The 15,778-nt window shown below is 67.7% G+C and carries 18 protein-coding genes; 11 read left to right on the top strand and 7 right to left on the bottom strand.

Annotation, left to right across the window (positions count from 1 at the left end):
* Window positions 1-25: 25 nt before the first annotated feature.
* On the bottom strand, window positions 26-496 hold the full coding sequence (gene greA / locus EV656_RS11290; protein WP_132603897.1) for a transcription elongation factor GreA: 471 nt from the start codon (window positions 494-496) through the stop codon (window positions 26-28).
* A 236-nt stretch (window positions 497-732) separates the two neighbouring features.
* Here greA and EV656_RS11285 point away from each other — a divergent pair, with 236 nt between their 5' ends.
* The 3 genes from EV656_RS11285 to EV656_RS11275 all read left to right on the top strand — a co-directional run bounded on the left by EV656_RS11285 (window position 733) and on the right by EV656_RS11275 (window position 5,033).
* Window positions 733-2,385: an electron transfer flavoprotein-ubiquinone oxidoreductase gene (locus EV656_RS11285; RefSeq protein WP_132603894.1), complete on the top strand. Its 1,653-nt coding sequence runs from the start codon at window positions 733-735 to the stop codon at window positions 2,383-2,385.
* 103 nt (window positions 2,386-2,488) lie between these two features.
* The gene (locus EV656_RS11280; RefSeq protein WP_306666780.1) at window positions 2,489-4,198 is read left to right on the top strand and encodes a tetratricopeptide repeat protein; all 1,710 of its coding nucleotides are present in this window, start codon (window positions 2,489-2,491) and stop codon (window positions 4,196-4,198) included.
* On the top strand, window positions 4,188-5,033 hold the full coding sequence (locus EV656_RS11275) for a 4-(cytidine 5'-diphospho)-2-C-methyl-D-erythritol kinase (RefSeq protein ID WP_132603891.1): 846 nt from the start codon (window positions 4,188-4,190) through the stop codon (window positions 5,031-5,033). Before EV656_RS11280 ends, EV656_RS11275 begins: the two co-directional genes overlap by 11 nt.
* Here the strand turns inward: EV656_RS11275 and EV656_RS11270 are convergent.
* From EV656_RS11270 to EV656_RS11250, 5 genes are read right to left on the bottom strand one after another with little or no spacing between them, the layout of a single operon-like run.
* The gene (locus EV656_RS11270) at window positions 5,018-6,145 is read right to left on the bottom strand and encodes an FAD:protein FMN transferase (RefSeq protein ID WP_132603888.1); all 1,128 of its coding nucleotides are present in this window, start codon (window positions 6,143-6,145) and stop codon (window positions 5,018-5,020) included. The genes EV656_RS11275 and EV656_RS11270 overlap by 16 nt on opposite strands.
* On the bottom strand, window positions 6,142-6,684 hold the full coding sequence (locus EV656_RS11265; RefSeq protein WP_243695702.1) for a SoxR reducing system RseC family protein: 543 nt from the start codon (window positions 6,682-6,684) through the stop codon (window positions 6,142-6,144). The genes EV656_RS11270 and EV656_RS11265 overlap by 4 nt, the downstream gene beginning before the upstream one ends.
* Window positions 6,636-6,833 (bottom strand): 4Fe-4S binding protein, encoded by a 198-nt coding sequence (locus tag EV656_RS11260; RefSeq protein ID WP_132603885.1) that lies wholly within the window; start codon window positions 6,831-6,833, stop codon window positions 6,636-6,638. The genes EV656_RS11265 and EV656_RS11260 overlap by 49 nt, the downstream gene beginning before the upstream one ends.
* Window positions 6,834-6,888: 55 nt before the next feature.
* Window positions 6,889-7,176 (bottom strand): 2Fe-2S iron-sulfur cluster-binding protein, encoded by a 288-nt coding sequence (locus EV656_RS11255; protein ID WP_132603882.1) that lies wholly within the window; start codon window positions 7,174-7,176, stop codon window positions 6,889-6,891.
* A 24-nt stretch (window positions 7,177-7,200) separates the two neighbouring features.
* The gene (locus EV656_RS11250; protein ID WP_481883010.1) at window positions 7,201-8,502 is read right to left on the bottom strand and encodes an FprA family A-type flavoprotein; all 1,302 of its coding nucleotides are present in this window, start codon (window positions 8,500-8,502) and stop codon (window positions 7,201-7,203) included.
* Window positions 8,503-8,853: 351 nt separating this feature from the next.
* Here EV656_RS11250 and rsxA point away from each other — a divergent pair, with 351 nt between their 5' ends.
* From rsxA to EV656_RS11210, 8 genes are read left to right on the top strand one after another with little or no spacing between them, the layout of a single operon-like run.
* Entirely contained in the window at window positions 8,854-9,435 is a 582-nt protein-coding gene (rsxA, locus tag EV656_RS11245) for an electron transport complex subunit RsxA (protein ID WP_132603879.1), read from the top strand.
* Between the two features lie 19 nt (window positions 9,436-9,454).
* Window positions 9,455-10,021, top strand: a complete 567-nt coding sequence (locus EV656_RS11240; RefSeq protein WP_132603876.1) for an RnfABCDGE type electron transport complex subunit B — start codon at window positions 9,455-9,457, stop codon at window positions 10,019-10,021.
* Entirely contained in the window at window positions 10,018-11,559 is a 1,542-nt protein-coding gene (gene rsxC, locus EV656_RS11235) for an electron transport complex subunit RsxC (protein ID WP_132603873.1), read from the top strand. The genes EV656_RS11240 and rsxC overlap by 4 nt, the downstream gene beginning before the upstream one ends.
* Window positions 11,556-12,626 (top strand): RnfABCDGE type electron transport complex subunit D, encoded by a 1,071-nt coding sequence (locus EV656_RS11230; protein WP_132603870.1) that lies wholly within the window; start codon window positions 11,556-11,558, stop codon window positions 12,624-12,626. Before rsxC ends, EV656_RS11230 begins: the two co-directional genes overlap by 4 nt.
* Window positions 12,623-13,291, top strand: a complete 669-nt coding sequence (gene rsxG, locus EV656_RS11225) for an electron transport complex subunit RsxG (RefSeq protein ID WP_132603867.1) — start codon at window positions 12,623-12,625, stop codon at window positions 13,289-13,291. Before EV656_RS11230 ends, rsxG begins: the two co-directional genes overlap by 4 nt.
* Complete coding sequence (locus EV656_RS11220) at window positions 13,291-14,022, top strand: electron transport complex subunit E (RefSeq protein WP_132603864.1); 732 nt, start codon at window positions 13,291-13,293, stop codon at window positions 14,020-14,022. The genes rsxG and EV656_RS11220 overlap by 1 nt, the downstream gene beginning before the upstream one ends.
* Window positions 14,019-14,273: an RnfH family protein gene (locus EV656_RS11215; protein ID WP_132603861.1), complete on the top strand. Its 255-nt coding sequence runs from the start codon at window positions 14,019-14,021 to the stop codon at window positions 14,271-14,273. The genes EV656_RS11220 and EV656_RS11215 overlap by 4 nt, the downstream gene beginning before the upstream one ends.
* A 29-nt stretch (window positions 14,274-14,302) precedes the next feature.
* Window positions 14,303-15,313 carry an FAD-dependent oxidoreductase gene (locus tag EV656_RS11210; protein WP_132603859.1) on the top strand — a complete coding sequence of 337 codons (1,011 nt, stop codon included), beginning with the start codon at window positions 14,303-14,305 and terminating at the stop codon, window positions 15,311-15,313.
* A gap of 10 nt (window positions 15,314-15,323) precedes the next feature.
* On the opposite strand, the gene EV656_RS11205 is transcribed toward EV656_RS11210, so the two are convergent.
* A complete protein-coding gene (locus tag EV656_RS11205; RefSeq protein ID WP_132603856.1) occupies window positions 15,324-15,689 on the bottom strand; it encodes a NifB/NifX family molybdenum-iron cluster-binding protein in 366 nt (121 codons plus the stop codon).
* Window positions 15,690-15,778 lie beyond the last annotated feature (89 nt).

The following is a 15,778-nucleotide window of genomic DNA, read 5'->3' as shown; positions in this document are numbered from 1 at the left end:
CGTTGCGCATCCGCTGCTTGCTGCCTCAGATATACTGGATTTTCAGCACCTCGTAACCGCGTTCGCCACCGGGTGTGCGCACTTCGATGCTGTCGCCCTCTTCCTTGCCGATCAGGGCGCGGGCCAGGGGCGACTTGATGTTCAGCAGCCCCTTTTCGATATCGGCCTCGGCCTCGCCCACGATCTGATAGGTCTTTTCCTCGTCGGTATCCTCGTCCACCAGGGTCACGGTGGCGCCGAACTTGATCGGGCCGGACAGATTGGCGGGGTCGATCACCTCGGCCAGGGACAGCAGGCCCTCCAGCTCCTTGATGCGGCCCTCGATGAAGCTCTGCTTTTCGCGGGCGGCGTGGTATTCGGCGTTTTCCGACAGGTCGCCATGCTCGCGCGCCTCGGCGATCGACTTGATCACCGCGGGCCGCTCGACGGACTTGAGCTGCTTCAATTCCTCATCAAGCGCGGCATGGCCCGCGCGGGTCATCGGTATCTTTTCCATATCTCGCAGTCTTTCGGGGAAGCTCGTTCCAGTGACCCAAGCAAATTCGCCGCCCCTTTGCAAGCGGGCGCAACGGGGGAAACCGCCGGTCCGCGCCGTGAATTCCGTTGCCCAATGCCGCCCTGCAGCGAAATGATGTTGCGTCGCAATTGAATTGGGGGGCGCGCTGCGATAACGGTTTGCGAAGCATATTGCCGGACCGCCCGCGCATGGCGCCGGCCCAGAGGGGTAAGCACATGGCCGAGATCGAACGGGAATCTATGGACTACGACGTCGTGATCGTGGGGGCGGGGCCTGCGGGCCTGTCCGCGGCGATCCGGCTGAAGGAACTGGATGCCGATCTGGATGTCGTCGTGCTGGAAAAGGGGTCAGAGGTCGGCGCGCATATCCTGTCGGGCGCGGTGCTGGACCCGATCGGGCTGGACGCGCTGTTCCCCGACTGGAAAGAGCGCGGCGCCCCGGTCACCGTCCCGGTGAAAGAGGATAATTTCTACTTCCTGGGCGAACAGGGAAAGGTCCGCTTTCCCAACTGGCTGACGCCCCCGCTGATGAACAATCACGGCAAGTATATCGTGTCGATGGGCAATGTCTGCCGCTGGCTGGCCGAACAGGCAGAGGGGCTGGGCGTGGAAATCTTTCCCGGCATGGCCTGTTCGGAACTGGTCTGGGGCGACGACGGGTCGGTCAAGGGCGTGATCGCCGGTGAATTCGGCCGGAACGCCGATGGCACGCCGGGGCCGAATTACGAACCCGGCATGGAATTGCGTGGCAAGTATGTCTTCCTGGCCGAGGGCGTGCGCGGGCACCTGTCGAAACAGGTCATGGCGAAATTCGACCTGTCCGAGGGGCGCGATCCGCAGAAATTCGGCATCGGCATGAAAGAAGTCTGGGAAATCGACCCGGCCAAACACCGCGAGGGCACCGTTACCCACACGATGGGCTGGCCGCTGAACGGCAATGGCGGCGGCGGGTCGTTCATCTACCACGCCGAGAACAACCAGATCTTTATCGGGTTCGTGGTGCACCTGAACTACGAAAACCCGCACCTGTACCCCTACATGGAATTCCAGCGGTTCAAGCATCACCCCATCGTCGCCGAGCTGCTGGAGGGCGGCAAGCGCGTGGCCTATGGCGCGCGGGCAATTTCCGAGGGCGGTTATCAGTCGATCCCGCAGGTGGCGTTCCCGGGGGGCGTTCTGCTGGGCTGCTCGGCCGGGCTGGTGAACGTGCCGCGGATCAAGGGCAACCACAACGCCATGATGTCGGGGATCGAGGCCGCCAAGGCCGCGGTCGAGGCAATCAAGGCCGGCCGCGCCGGCGACGTGCTGGCGGAATACGACACCGCCCTGCATTCGGGCGAGATCGCCAAGGATCTGAAACGCGTGCGCAACGTCAAACCGCTATGGTCCCATTACGGCGCCACGCTGGCCACCGCGCTTGGGGGCTTTGACATGTGGGTGGCCAACCTGACCGGCTGGAACCCGCTGGGCACGCTGCACCACGAAAAGACGGACGCCGCCCATACCGGCAGGGCCAGGGATTACCCGAAGATCGACTACCCGAAACCGGACGGCAAGCTCAGCTTCGACCGGCTGACCAACGTCGCGTTTTCCTTTACCAACCATGAGGAAAGCCAGCCCTGCCACCTGCGGCTGACCGACCCGGACGTGCCGGTCAAGGTGAACCTGCCCGACTATGCCGAACCCGCGCAGCGCTATTGCCCCGCCGGTGTTTATGAGGTGGTCGAGGAAGCGGGCCAGGACCCGAAATTCGTCATCAACTTCCAGAACTGCGTGCATTGCAAGACCTGCGATATCAAGGATCCCAGCCAGAACATCACCTGGGTGGCGCCGCAGGGGGGTGACGGGCCGAACTACCCCAATATGTAACATCCGCGCGATAGCGCGGGCATTTGCAGGGCGGGGTGGGCCGCGTGGATTGCCTTGCCCGTCCGGCCGCTCTACCTTGCTGGAAAATCAAGGGAGTGTTGCATTGGCCGCCATCATTTCGCGCCTGACCGCAGGCGCCGCCATGGGTCTGACCCTTGCCCTGACCGCGATCCCGGCCGGGGCGCAAGAGGGTCTGTCAGGCGCCTACCTGGCGGCGCGCCATGCCAGCCTGAACAGCGACTATCGCGCGGCCGCCACCTATTATGACCGGGCGCTGGCGCTGGAACCGGCCAATCCCAGGCTGCTGGACAACGCGCTGATGGCCCATGTCGGACTGGGCGAGATCGACCAGGCCGTTCCCATCGCCCGGCGTCTGGAAAGCACCGGCGCACAAAGCCAGATCGCCAACCTGGTTCTGCTGGCCGACCTGATGAAACGCGCCGATTTCGACGCGGCGCTGGCCGACCTGCACGCCGGGCGCGGCGCGGGGCCGTTGATGAACGGGCTGATCGCGGCCTGGGCGCAATTCGGCCAGGGCCGCATGTCCGAGGCGCTGGAACGGTTCGATACCGCGGCCCAGGGGGCCGGGCTGCGTGCCTTTGGCCTGTATCACAAGGCGCTGGCCCGGGCCGCCGTCGGCGATTTCGAGGGGGCCGACGGCATCTTCTCGGGCGAGGTAGGCGGCCCCTTGCGCGCGACCCGGCGCGGCGCGCTGGCCCATGTGCAGGTGCTTAGCCAACTGGAACGCAACGCCGACGCGCTGGAATTGCTGGACACCCTGTTCAGCCCCGAGGCCGACCCCGAGATCACCGGCCTGCGGACGCAACTGTCGGACGGCGAAACGGTGCCGTTCGACCTGATCACCAACGCCACCCAGGGCGCGGCCGAGGTCTTTTTCACCGTGGCAAGCGCGCTGAACGGCGATGCGGCGGACGGCTATACGCTGGTTCATACCCGGCTGGCCGAATTCCTGGACCCCGACGAAGGCGATTACAAGCTGCTCTCGGCCGAGCTGCTGGAGGCGCAGGAACAATATGCACTGGCAATCGAAACCTATGCCAGCGTGGCGCCTGAAAGCCCCACCTTCCTGACCGCCGAACTGGGCCGCGCCCGGACCCTGCGCCGCACCGGCGATATCGACGGCGCGGTCGCCGTGCTGGGCGACCTGGCGGACAGCTATCCAAAGGTGGCGACGGTGCACATGACGCTGGGCGATATCCTGCGCGGCGAGGAACGCTATGCAGAGGCGCTGCCGGCCTATGACCGCGCGATCGCCCAGTTCGATGCCCCGCGCACGAACCAGTGGGTCGCCTATTTCGCCCGGGGCATCTGCCATGAACGGCTGGACCAGTGGGATCGCGCCGAACCCGATTTCCGCCAGGCGCTGGAACTGGAACCCGGCCAGCCGCAAGTGCTGAATTACCTCGGCTATTCCTTCGTCGAGATGGAAACCAACCTGGACGAGGCGCTGGACATGATCCAGCAAGCGGTCGAGGCGCGCCCGCGCGACGGCTATATCGTGGACAGCCTGGGCTGGGTCTATTACCGGCTGGGCCGCTACGCCGAGGCGGTGGAACCCATGGAACGCGCCGCCGCCCTGATGCCCGTGGACCCGATCATCAACGACCATCTGGGCGATGTCTACTGGGCCGTGGGCCGCCGGCTGGAGGCCGAGTTCCAATGGCGCCGCGCCCTGTCCTTCGAACCCGAGGAAGAGGACGCAACCCGCATCCGCCGCAAGCTGGAGGTCGGGCTGGACAAGGTTCTGCAAGAGGAAGGGGCCCCGCCCCTGGTGCCGGCCAATGACGGTTGAGGCCTTTGCCCCCGCGAAAATCAACCTAACCCTGCATGTCACCGGCCAGCGGGCCGATGGCTATCACCTGCTGGACAGCCTGGTGATCTTTGCCGATGCGGGGGACCGGCTGACGCTGGCCCCCTCTGACGGGCTGTCGCTGACTGTCACCGGCCCCCGCGCGGCGGGCGTGCCGACCGACGGGCGCAACCTGGTGCTGAAGGCCGCCGATCTGTTCCCGGACGGGCAAGGGGCCGCAATCACCCTGGACAAACACTTGCCCGCAGCCGCCGGGATCGGCGGCGGATCGTCGGATGCCGCCGCCGCGCTGCGCGGGCTGTCGGAACTGTGGAACCGGCCCCTGCCCGATGCGCAGGCGGTGCTGTCGCTGGGCGCGGATGTCCCCGTCTGCCTGGCCCCGCGCGCCGTGCGCATGCGCGGCGTCGGCGAAGAGATCCTGGACGGCCCCCGCCTGCCCGACCGGATGGGCCTGCTGCTGGTCAACCCCGGGCTAGAGGTGTCCACCCCCGCCGTGTTCAAGGCGCTGGAACGCAAGGACAACCCGCCCCTGCCGCACCCGCCCGGCTGGTCCAGCGCGGGCGCGATGGCGCATTGGCTGGCCGAACAGCGCAACGACCTGGAACCGCCCGCCCGCCGCCTGGCCCCGGAAATCCGCCAGGTGCTGGACGCCATCGCCGCGACCGAGGGCTGCCTGTTGTCGCGCATGTCTGGGTCGGGGGCGACCTGTTTCGGAATTTACGAAACCCGCGCCCAGGCCGAGGCCGCCGCGCGCATCATCGCCCCCGCCGCCCCGCATTGGTGGGTGCAGGCCGCCAGCCCCTACAGCGCCGCCTGACGCCCCACGCCCGGCCCCGCACAGGCCAGGGCCGGTTGTGCCTGCGGCAACGGGACGATCTGCAAAGGCGCGGGCAGCTCTGCCCCCACGGGGGCCAGCCGCGCCGCCATGTCCGGCGTGGCCAGCAGCGCGCCGCTTTCGGTAATCATCAGCACGGCGGACACCCCCATCGCCGCGGCGACGCGGGGCCAGTCGCGCGGGCCGGCCACGCTCAGCGCGGTGGCGGCGGCATCGGCGCGCGCGCCATCGGTATCCAGCACCGACACCGACACGATCTGACGCACCGGATAGCCCGTGCGCGGATCGAGGATATGGGCAAAGCGCTCGCCCTCATGCTCAAAATAGCGTTCGTAATTGCCCGAGGTATACAGCACCTCGCCGGGTGCCAGCGACACCGCCGCGACCGCCCCCCAGACAAAGGGATCGCGGATCGCCACGCGCCAGGGCCGGTCGCCATGGGCGCCCATCACGTTCACGTCGCCGCCCGCATTCAGCACCGCGTTGGCGATGCCCCGCGCGCGCAGGTCGGCGGCAACCATGTCCAGCGCCGCGCCCTTGGCGAACCCGCCCAGGTCCAGATGCACCGCCGGGTTCGTGGATCGCACGGTTTGCCCGTCCAGCCGCAGGTCGGTCATCCGGGGCCGCGCAGCCAGCAGCGCGGCAATTTCGGCCCGCTCCGGCGGCGCGCCGGTGGGCGGCATGTCAGCGTGAAAGCCCCACAGCCCGACCAGCCGCCCGATCGCGGGGTCGAACAGCCCGCCGCTGGCGCAGGACAAATCCCGGCCACGGCGCAGAACGGCAGCCAGACGGTCATCCACGCGCAGCGCCCGGCCCTGCACGATGGCAGCGTTCAGCGCGCCCAGCGTGCCGCCCGGTTGCCAAGCGTGCCAGTCGCGGTGCAACTCCTGCAACAATTGCCCGGCGGCGGCGGTGGCGGCGCGGGCGGTTTCGGGCGCCTCACCACGGATTTCGATTTCAACCAGGGTGCCGAAAACATACAGGGTTTCGCGGTGCACCTGCGCCTGGCGCATGTGTTGGGCGGTCACCAGCAGCAGAATCGCGACCAGCGCCGACAGCCCGGCGCCCACCTGCCGCCGGCGCGTGCGGGTCATGGCGCGCCCCGATCAGGGGCTGGAATGACCTCTTCGATCCGCATGGCGGCGGCCAGTCGTCCGCGCCGATCCGCCCGGCGGGCGGGCAGCAGCGACAGCAGCAGCACCGGCAGGCACAGCGCCGCGACCATCAGATCAGGCAACCCAAGCGCCGCGAACAGCCCGGCGGCCAGCACCAGGGCTGCGGGCGGCAGCAGATAGGCCAGCCCCGCCGCGCCCAGGAACGCCCCGCCCGGCATCGACACGACGACATGATCGCCGGGCCGCACGCTGGCGGGGCCAGGCAGGTCGATCCGCACCGGCCCGCCCCCCGTCAATTCGGCCAAGGCCCCGGTGCCACAGCCCGCACGGGCCGCGCAATGGGCGCAGCCCGACAGGCGGTCGGCCTCTAGCTGGACGCGCCCGTCCGCGACCCCCGCCACCCTGAGCGTCTGGCGCAGGGCACGCGGATCGCCGGGACCGTCCGCCGCGGGGCAGGCCGCCCCCGGCATCAGTCGGCCGGGGTGATGCAGCCGTCTTCCATGCAGGCGGTCAGGCATTGCGGCATGTCATGGTCCGGCTCGCACTCGTTACACTTGTCCGCCTGGATCATGTAGACGCCCTTGTGCGGGATGATCGCCCCGGTGGGGCAGACAGATTCGCAGTCGCCGCAGGCGGTGCAAAGCATGCTGTCGATCTTCATGGCCATGGGATGGTCCTTTCTTCAGGGTTTCGAAATCTTGACGCGGGCAGCGGGCGCCCGCTCAACCCGGCTTGACCTTGACCGTTCCGCGCAACACTTGCGCCTGGCAGGCCAGCCGGTCGTTGCGACCGGCAAGGTTGTCTTTCAATACGCGGGTTTCCAGCGCAGAGGGCTCTGACAGGTTATCGCCGCCCTCCATGATCCGGGTGATGCAGGTGCCGCATTCGCCCTCGCGGCAGCCATAGGTGATCCCCGAGCCGATCTTTTCGGAAATATCGATGATCCGCGTGCCCTCGGGCACGTTCACCGTCAGCGCGACATCCGCGAAACTCAGTTTTGCCGTGGCCATGGGGCCTCCTTCATTCTTGGGTCTTCAGCTTCCCAGCAATTCGCTCATGTCGATTTCCCGTGCCACCGCGCGCCCGGCCAGGTGCGCGGCCAGCCTGCGGCCGAAATCGCGGCACTCTTCCAACTCGTCCTCGGTGGGGTGCATCTTGATGCGCAGCCCCTTTTCGGGAACGCGCATCTTCAGGCCCTGCATGCGCGATTCCACCATGCCCACCGCCTCGCCCGTCCAGCCGTAGGATCCAAAGGCCGCCCCCAGCTTGCCCTTTGTGTCGATATCCACCAGGCTGGACAGCAGATCCCAGACCGTGCGCACCGCATCCCCGTTGATCGTCGGCGTGCCAAAGATCAGGCCGTCGGCCTCTTCGATCAGGTCGATGAAGGGGGTGACATCGCCGCCCTCCAGGTCGAACAGCGATACGCGGACATCGTCGCTTTCGGTGGCGCCCTCGTAAACCGCGCCGGCCATCTGCGCCGTGGCGCCATAGGCCGAAACGTAAAAGATCAGCAGCGTCTTTTCATCGCCGGTCTCGCTGGCCAGCCGCTTGGTGATCAGGCGGCGATACTGTGCGATGTAATCCCGCGGATGGGCGCGCAGCACCGGCCCGTGGCCCGGCGCGATCATGTCGATTTCCAGCGGCTCGATCAGGTCCAGCGCCTGCGCGACATAGCCTTTGAACGGGCGCATGATGTGGTCGAAATAGTAGTCGAAGGCAAAACGGAAATCGCCGACCCTGTCGTTGAACAGCCGCCCGTCGCAATAGTGGCACCCCAGCAGATCGCAGGTGAACAGCAGGTTCTGTTCCTCCAGCCAGGTGCATTGGGTGTCGGGCCAGTGCACATAAGGCGTGGTCAGAAAGCGCAGCGTCTTGTCGCCCAGCGAAACGGTATCGCCGGTTTCGACGGTGGTGACGCTGTAGCTGTCGAAATCGTCCTTCAGCAGGGCCCGCAGAACCTGCAAACCGCGGGGCGAGACATAGATATTCACATGCGGCGCACGGCGCAGGAATTCCGGCACCGCGCCGGTATGGTCCAGCTCCAGATGGTTCAGGACCAGGGTCGTGATTTCGTCATACCGCGCGACGCTTTCCAGCTTGGCCAGGAATTCGGCGGTAAAGGGCGCCTTGACCGTATCGATCACGGCCACACCCTCGCTGCCGCGCACCACATAGGAATTGTAGGTGGTGCCGTTCGCGGTCTTCAGGATGATGTCAAAGCTGCGCAGATCCGGGTCCAGCGCACCGATCCAGTGCACGCCCTCGGCGATCTGAACCGCCCCTTGCGGAGTGGGGTGGGCATGGCCTGCCATTGGCGCGAAATCTGAGGTCACTTTCCGGCACTCCTGGCCCTTGGGATCGCGAGCGGACCGCTCATCCAAAGATGAAGCATGGAACATGCCAAGCCTGACGAGGGGCGCGGGACAGGTTTTGCGGCGGGCGGGGCCAGCGTGACGGACCCGTGCGACACGGGGCTGTCTGACAAATGTCGGCTTTGCAACATCGCGGCCCGCCACCCCGACCGCAGATCCGACGAAAACCAATGCAGCGCGGCGTTTCCGCCGGGCACCCCGGGCCACGCCTCGGCTGGCATGGTCCATGCTTCATCCTTTGGGCAAGCGGCCTGCGCAACAATCCGGGCTGCCGGACGCCCCCGGCGCCCGCCAAGCGAAGGAGCCCACACCATGACAGAGTTCTTCATGATCCTGCTCGGGACGGCGCTGGTGAACAACGTCGTGCTGGTCAAGTTTCTGGGGCTGTGTCCCTTCATGGGCGTGTCGCGCAAGATCGACGCCGCCATCGGCATGGGGCTGGCCACAACCTTCGTTCTGACGCTGGCCGCGGCCTCCAGTTGGGTGATCGAAACGCTGATCCTGATCCCGCTGGAGCTGGAGTTCCTGCGCATCCTCAGCTTTATCCTGGTGATCGCGGCCATCGTGCAATTCACCGAAACGGTGCTGCGCAAGATGTCGCCGGGGCTGTATCGCGCGCTTGGCATCTACCTGCCGCTCATCACGACAAACTGCGCGGTGCTGGGCGTGGCCCTGCTGAACATCCAGGAACAGCACAATTTCGCGCAAAGCCTGCTGTATGGCTTTGGCTCTGCGCTTGGGTTCACGGGTGTCCTGGCGATCTTTGCCGGGATGCGGGAAAAGCTGGCGCAGCTTGCCGTGCCCGCCCCCTTTGCCGGGCCGCCCATCGCCTTCATCTCTGCCGGTCTGCTGTCCATGGCCTTCATGGGCTTTGCCGGGCTTGTCCCGAACTGAGGAAAGGGAGACCGCCGTCATGCTGTCCGCAATCGCCTCGATGACCGCAATGGGCGCGGGCCTGGGCCTGGCCCTGGGCGTGGCCGCGCGCAAGTTCCACGTCGAAACGCCCCCCATCGTGGACGAGGTCGAGGCCCTGCTGCCCGGCACCAATTGCGGGCAATGCGGCTATCCCGGTTGCCGTGCGGGCGCCGAGGCGCTGGCCGATGGCAGCGCGCCGGTCACCCTGTGCCCGCCCGGCGGGCGCGACCTGGCGCTGGAACTGGCGGATATCCTGGGGGTCGACGCGGGCGCGGGCGGCGATCTGGACGGGATAGAAGAGGCCGAACAGTTGGTCGCCTTCATCTTTGAGGATCACTGCACCGGCTGCACCAAGTGTTTCAAACGCTGCCCCACTGACGCCATCGTCGGCGCGAACCGGCAGATCCACACCGTGATTACCGACGCCTGCATCGGCTGCGACGCCTGTATCGAGGTCTGCCCGACCGAGGCGATCATTCACCGCCCCAAACCCCGGACCCTGCGCAACTGGTACTGGGACAGGCCCACCGCCGAGGCTGACGGCGACACGAGGCTATCCGCATGAGCATTCTTCCCTTTGCCGGGCGTTTCGACCCGGCCCGCCTGTTCGCCTTCAAGGGGGGGGTTCACCCCGAAACGCGCAAGTTCCTGACCGCCGAGTGCGAGATCGAGGAAATGCCCCTGCCCGCCCTGATCCGCGTGCCCCTGCAACAGCATATCGGGGTCGAGGCCGAACCGCTGGTCGAACGCGGCGACGAGGTGCTGAAGGGCCAGCTGATCGGCAAGGCGCGCGGGCCGGTCTCCGCCAACATCCACGCGCCGACCTCGGGGCGGGTGATCGCGGTGGGCCATTTCACCGCGCCGCACCCCTCGGGGCTGCCGGTGCCGACGGTCACGATCCGCCCCGACGGCCGCGATGAATGGGGCCCCCGCCTGCCCCGCCTGCGCCCGGAAAACGCCACCCCCCAGGACATCGCCGCCCAGGTCGCCGAGGCCGGGATCGTGGGCATGGGGGGGGCGACCTTCCCCTCGGCGGTCAAGCTGAACCTGCGCACGAAATACGACCTGCACACGCTGGTCATCAACGCCGCCGAATGCGAACCCTACCTGACCTGCGACGACCGGCTGATGCGCGAACGCGCCGAGGAAATCGCCGACGGCGCCGGGATCATGGCCAAGGCCCTGGGGGTCAAGGAAATCATCGTCGCGATCGAGGCCAACAAGCCCCAGGCGATCGAGGCCATGTCGCGGCACAAGCGCGTCCTGGACTTCGCGATGAAGATCAAGACCGTGCCGACGCAATACCCGATGGGGTCGGAAAAACACCTGGTCAAGACGCTGACCGGACAGGAAACCCCGGCCCGCGCGCTGACCGCCGAACTGGGCGTGGTGGTCCACAACGCCGCCACCGCCCATGCCGTGCACCTGGCCGTGCGCTATGGCGAACCCTCTATCAGCCGTGTCGTGACGGTGTCCGGGCGCGGGGTGGCCCGCCCCGCCAATGTGCGCGCGCTGATCGGCACGCCCGTTGCCGACCTGCTGGCCCATTGCGGCGGTCTAGTCGAGGATCCCGAACGCCTGCTGCTGGGCGGCCCGATGATGGGCCTGCCGATCCAGAACATGCGCGTGCCGATCGTCAAGGGCACCAACGGCGTTCTGGCCCTGACCCCGGCCGAAAGCCGCGACCAGGACACCATGCCCTGCATCCGCTGCGGTTTGTGCGTGCAGGTCTGCCCGATGGGCCTGACCCCGTTCGAACTGAACACCAGGATCGAGGCCGGCGACCTGGAGGGCGCGGCCCGCGTCGGCCTGCTGGATTGCATAAATTGCGGCTGCTGTTCCTTCACCTGCCCGTCGAACCGGCCGCTGGTCCAGACCATCCAGTACGCCCGCGGCAAGCTGGCCGAACAGGAAAGCCGCAAGCATCAGCAGGAACAGGCCAAGCGCCTGGCCGAGGCCCGCACCGCCCGGCTGGAGGCCATAGCCGAGGCCAAGCGCGCCGCCATGGCCAAGCGCAAGGCCGAGATGGCCGCCAAGAAGAAGCGCGAGGCCGAAGCCCAGGCCAATGCAGGCACGACCCAATCCGGGGAGACCGTGAAATGACCGCCCCGATCCTGGCCAGCGGGCCGCATACCCATTCGCGTTTCAACGTGCCGCGCACGATGCTGGCGGTGATGCTGTGCCTCAGCCCGGCCACGGCCTTTGGATTGTTCCATTTCGGCTGGCCTGCGGTGCTGCTGTTTTCGGTCACGCTGGCCGCCGCCCTGCTGTTCGAGGTGCTGTGCCTGGCCATCGCCGGTCGGCCTATCCTGCGTTTTGCAACCGATGGCTCCGCCCTGCTGACGGGCTGGATCGTGGCGCTGTCGCTGCCGCCCTGGGCGCCCTGGTGGGTCGGTTTTACCGGCGCGGGCATCGCCATCGTGATCGGCAAGCACATGTTCGGCGGGCTGGGGCAGAACCTGTTCAACCCCGCCATGGTGGCGCGCGCGATGCTGCTGGTCGCGCTGCCGGTGCAGATGACCACCTGGGTTCCGCCGGTGATCGGCGGCCCCGGCGGGCCGGGGTTTCAAGAGGCGCTGGCCATCACCTTTGGCGGCGGCACCTTCGACGCGGTCAGCAGCGCCTCTCCCCTGGGTCATATCCAGAGCCAGCTGGACGCAGGCCTGACGATGGACAGCATCCTGGCGGGCATGGGCCGCGTGCATGACCAGCTTTTCGGGTTTGTCCCCGGGTCGCTGGGCGAAACCAGCGCGCTGCTGCTGCTGATCGGCGGGATCGGGCTGATCCTGCTGCGGGTCATTACCGTGGTGATCCCGCTTGCCGTGCTGGGCTCGGTCGCGCTGTTGTCCGGCGCCGCCTGGCTGATCGCGCCCGACAGCTTTCCACCGCCGCAATATCACCTGTTGTCCGGTTCGCTGATGTTCTGCGCCTTCTTCATCGCGACCGATTACGTCACCTCGCCGGTCACCGGCTTTGGCAAGATGATCTACGGCATCGGCATCGGCGCGCTGATCTTTGTCATCCGCAGCTGGGGTGCCTTCCCCGAGGGCGCGGCCTTTGCCGTGCTACTGATGAACGCCTGCACGCCGCTGATCGACGAATACGTGCGCCCGCGCATCTTTGGCCGCACCCGCGCGGGCAAACCGCTGGAACTGGGGGACACGCAATGACCGAGACACCCCAGCAAGATGAAATGCGGCGCGGGCCGCTGGCGGCGCTGCGCAACTCTCCGGCCTGGCACGGGCTGTTGCTGGGCGGGTTTGCGCTGGTCACCGCGCTGATCCTGTCGCTGACCGATGACGCCACCCGCGGACCCATCGCCGAACGCGCGTCCGAGGATTTGCTGGCCTCGCTGGCGCAGGTGATCCCCGACGATCTGCACGACAACGACCTGACCGCCGACATGCGCACCGTGGCCGACGGGGCCGAGGGCGACGTGCCCGTCTATGTCGCCACCGAGGACGGGCAGGTCAGCGGCGTGGCCTTCGTGCTGACGGGATACGGCTATTCCGGGGCGATCCGCGTGCTGATCGGCATCGCGCCCGATGGCAGCCTGCTGGGCGTGCGGGTGCTGTCGCACACCGAAACCCCCGGCCTGGGCGACAAGATCGAGATCGCCAAGGACGACTGGGTCGAGGATTTCACCGGCCGCTCGCTGTCCGATCCCGGCCCCGAGGGATGGAAGGTGCAAAAGGACGGCGGCATCTTTGACCAGTTTTCCGGCGCCACCATCACCCCGCGCGCCGTGGTCGGTACGGTGCATCGCGGGCTGGGCCTGTTCGACCGCCACCGCGCCACCCTGCTGGCCGCCCCCGCCAAGACGGAGTCCGACTGATGTCCACGAATTACGGCACCATCGCCCGCAACGGGATCTGGGACAACAACGTCGTTTTCGGCCAGTTGCTGGCGCTGTGTCCGCTATTGGCCGTGACCGGGACCGCGACCAACGGGCTGGGCATGGGGCTGGCCTCGACCGCCGTCATGATCGGCTCGGGCTTTGCGGTATCGGTCCTGCGCAAGATCATCACCCCGGAAATCCGCATCCCCGCCTTCGTGCTGCTGATCGCAACGCTGGTCACGGTGGTCGATCTGGCGATGAACGCCTGGCTGCACGACCTGCACAAGATGCTGGGCCTGTTCATTCCGCTGATCGTGACCAACTGTGCGATCCTGGGGCGGGCGGAATCCTTTGCCTCGCGCCAGTCGCCGCTGGCGGCCAGTTTCGACGGTCTGATGATGGGGCTGGGCTTTACCCTGGCGCTGGTGGCCCTGGGCGCGGTGCGCGAAATCCTGGGTTCGGGCACGCTGTTTGCCAATGCCGCGCTGCTGCTGGGGCCCAGCTTCGGCTTTCTCGAAATCACGGTGATCCCGGATTACCAGGGCTTTCTGCTGCTGATCCTGCCGCCTGGCGGCTTTATCGCGCTTGGGGTTCTGCTGGCGCTGAAGGCGATGGTCGACAGCCGCAGCCGCGCCGGCGGCCAGCGGGTGGAAAACCCGCAGGTCGAAAAGGTGTTCACCGCCGCGGGCGTGCTGTCCCGCGACGCACAGGCAGGGGAACAGGCATGATCGTCAGCTGCGCATTCGCCCGCGCCACCACCCAAGTCTGGAAGAACCTGGACGTGCCCGAAGGCGCCACCGTGCGCGACGTGATCGAGGCGTCGGGCCTGCTGGACCAGTTCCCCGAAATCGACCTGGAGCAAAACAAGGTCGGCATCTTCGGCGCCCTGGCCAAGCTGGAAAAGCCGGTGAAAGAGGGCGACCGGGTCGAGATCTATCGCCCCATCCACCCCGAAGCCGAGCTGCTGGAAAAGAAATAGGCCCCCGTCCAAGCCATGGAGACAGGACAATGCAAACCCTGAACCGCCGCCGATTTGCCGGATACCTTGCCGCCGGGGCCGCCACCGCCATCGCGGGCTGGACCGCCGCGCCGCACGCCGCGCACGCGCAGGCCGTCATCGTCGGCGCGGGGCCAGCCGGGGCCGCCGCCGCGTTGGCGCTGAAGGGGGCGCAACCTGCCCGCCCGGTGCTGCTGGTGGAACGCGATCCGACCCGCATGGGCCGCACCGCCACCGCCGCCTTTGACAAGCCCGCCGCCGGGCCCGGCCTGGACGCGCTGCGCCGCGCGGGCGTGCAGGTGGTGCTGGACGATGTGGCCGATATCGACTGGCGCGCCGCCCGGCTGGAATTGTTCAGCGGCCGTGCCCTGCCCTTTGACCAGCTGTTGCTGGCACCGGGCACCGCCGCGCGGCCCGAACCGATTGCCGGGCTGGACGCCGCCGCGCGCCACCGCTGGCCCGCCGCCTGGGGCAACGCACGCGAGGCACGCCGCCTGCGCGCGCAACTGGCCGCCCTGCCTGCGGCCGGGCATGTCGTCCTGCGCCTGCCCGCCACGCCCGGCCACCAAGCCGCCGCGCTGAACCGGGCGCTGCACATGGCCACCTGGCTGCACCACAATCGCCCCAACGCGCGGTTCAGCGTTCTGGACGGTGGCACCGGCACCGATCTGGCCGCGCGGTTCCACGCAGCATTGGACCGGCAGGGGCTGGACATCGCCGCCAAGTGGCACAGCGCCGCGCAGGGCGGCACCGTTCTGGCCGTCGATGCGCCACGCGGTGTGCTGGACACCAATGCCGGGCGGCTGCGCGCGGATGTGGTGAACTTCGTCCTGCCGCAGGGCGCGGGCGCGATTGCGCGCCGCGCCGGGCTGGTGGATGCATCAGATTGGTGCCCGACCGATGCGCGGGGCCTGTCCACCCGCCGGGCGGATGTGGCGATCCTGGGCGATGCGCGCAAAAGCGCGGCGCGCACGGTTGCCGGTGCGCTGCAATCGGGCCGGGCGGCGGCGGCGCTGGTCTGAACGGCGCCCGTCAGTCGTGGGAACAGCCGGCCTCGTCATGCTCATGGGGCGCGGGCGGGGGCAGGCAGCCCTCAACCAACGCACGGGCGGCGGCAGCCGGATCGGGTTCCGAGGTCGCGGCCGCCGTAATCCCCATCCGCGCCATGCGCTGCACGAAATGGCGCCCCACGCTGGCCGCGATGATCGCATCCACGGAATAGAGCGGGTGATCGCCTGGCCCCTTGAAATCGTGCAGCGCCATGCCCCGGGGCATATCCAGCCGCTCGACCTCTTGGGCGGGGGCGCCCGGCGTCGCCTCAAAGATGAAGAAGCGGCGCGTGCGGCCCACATGCGGGGTCACGGTGCGGAAATTCTGGCTGGCAACGGCGATGCGCATGGGCGGCTCCTGTCCGGGATGGCACACGCCCCGCGCGGGAACCGTCGGTGCGGCAACCGGAGGCGTTTGGCCGCAAAGGACAGCAGACG

Origin of the sequence: Rhodovulum adriaticum (genome assembly GCF_004345735.1) — a bacterium.
Classification (GTDB): Bacteria; Pseudomonadota; Alphaproteobacteria; order Rhodobacterales; family Rhodobacteraceae; genus Rhodovulum; species Rhodovulum adriaticum.
Note: the sequence above shows the minus strand (reverse complement) of the source record. Positions and strands in the feature narration are given on the sequence as shown.